General features: G+C 49.4%; 1 protein-coding gene and 2 pseudogenes. 2 read left to right on the top strand and 1 reads right to left on the bottom strand.

Annotation, left to right across the window (positions count from 1 at the left end):
- Positions 1-216: pseudogene (locus BBW68_RS10730) on the bottom strand (inosine/guanosine kinase); the annotation flags it as partial.
- A 140-nt stretch (positions 217-356) separates the two neighbouring features.
- On the opposite strand from BBW68_RS10730, the pseudogene gloA reads away from it, so the two are divergent.
- Together gloA and rnt are read left to right on the top strand one after the other, a co-directional pair.
- Positions 357-795: pseudogene (gloA, locus tag BBW68_RS10725) on the top strand (lactoylglutathione lyase).
- A 98-nt stretch (positions 796-893) separates the two neighbouring features.
- The gene (gene rnt / locus BBW68_RS10720; protein ID WP_083264880.1) at positions 894-1,559 is read left to right on the top strand and encodes a ribonuclease T; all 666 of its coding nucleotides are present in this window, start codon (positions 894-896) and stop codon (positions 1,557-1,559) included.
- Positions 1,560-1,690 lie beyond the last annotated feature (131 nt).

Raw genomic sequence — 1,690 nt, 5'->3', positions numbered from 1 at the left:
TGCGGATGCACCGGCGATCACCTCTTCCGGGATTCTCTCGGCGTGCAGCTGGTTTATCATGCCCGAACTGATAGTGAAGGTGCGTTCACCGTTTTCACCAATCAGCGTAAAGCAACAGCCAATCGCCCCCCCTTCCACGCCCTGCAAATAGTTCAGGTCGATGCGGCTGGAAGTGTTGCACAGGTAACGGTAGGCATAGCCACCGATCTGCACGTTTTCACATGCTTTGTTGAATAATAGGTAATCATGCTGTTTTAATATGCCGGTTTTGGACGAAGATGCTAGCCATTCCAGCATGTATTACCGAACACTAGTTGTAACCTACTGATTTTATGTTATGGGGGCTTGCTGTTTTTATGGGATCGCAGTGTAATCTCTTTTTATTTAACAAAGCCCTTCACACCATGCTGCGCGTTGGCGATCTGCAACGCTACGTTGATTTTTACACTAACGTGCTGGGCATGAAGCTTCTGCTCACCAGTGAAAATACCGAATATAAGTACACCCTCGCGTTTGTCGGCTATACCGAAGAAAGTGGAGGCACCGTCTATCGAGCTGAGCTATAACTGGGGCGTAGATAAGTATGACCTTGGTAATGCTTATGGTCATATCGCGCTGGGCGTAGACGATTGTGCCGCGCCCTGCGGTCGCATTCGTAAAGATGATGGCAATGTCACACATGAAGCCGGCCTGGTAAAAAGTGGCAGCACCATTATTGCTTTTGTTGAAGGTCTGGACGGTTATAAAATCGAACTGATCGAAAACAAACATGCTGGTCACGGTTTGGGTAATTAATTGTTTAGGGTGCCTTTGGGACACTCCCCTCCTTCCTGTTTGCTGCATCTTGCGGTGAAATTTGCCATAATGTGCGCTGTCTTTTTTTCGCCTATGAGATGCCGATGTCTGAATCGAATGAACTAAATACCCTGAGCAGCCGTTTTCGCGGTTTTTATCCAGTGGTGATTGACGTTGAAACCGCCGGTTTTGATGCCAAAACTAACGCTTTACTGGAAATCGCTGCGGTCACGCTTAAGATGGACGACAATGGCTGGCTGGAAAAAGATGAGACGCTGTACTTCCATGTCGAACCCTTTGTCAACTCAGTTCTGCAACCTGAAGCGCTGGCGTTCAACGGCATCGACCCGAACAACCCTTTGCGCGGCGCGGTAAGCGAGTACGAAGCGCTGCATGCGATTTTCAAACTGGTGCGTAAAGGCGTGAAGGACCAGAGCTGTAACCGGGCGATCATGGTGGCGCACAACGCAACTTTTGACCTGAACTTTATGAACGCCGCCGCCGAGCGCGCCAGCCTGAAGCGCAACCCTTTCCATCCGTTTGTCACCTTTGATACGGCGGCATTGAGTGGCTTGGCGCTGGGGCAAACTGTTCTGGCTAAAGCCTGCACCACCGCTGGCATCGCTTTTGATAATACCCAAGCACACTCCGCGCTGTATGACACGTTGCAGACTGCGGATCTATTCTGTGAATTAGTTAATCGCTGGAAACGTCTGGGCGGCTGGCCGTTGCCCGGCAGCGCAGAGGATCAACAACAGGCTTAATCGTGCTGATTGAAAGATAAAAAAACCGGAGAAATTTAGCTCCGATTTTTATTTTTGGCGTACTCTCGGCTCTGTTGAATAAATAGAGATTATGCTGCGACCCCATCAAAAAGCGAGCATCCATAACATAA

This window comes from Candidatus Erwinia dacicola, assembly GCF_001756855.1.
GTDB classification, from domain to species: domain Bacteria; phylum Pseudomonadota; class Gammaproteobacteria; order Enterobacterales; family Enterobacteriaceae; genus Erwinia; species Erwinia dacicola.
The sequence above is the reverse complement of the archived record's forward strand: the minus strand, read 5'-3'. Positions and strand labels throughout refer to the sequence as shown.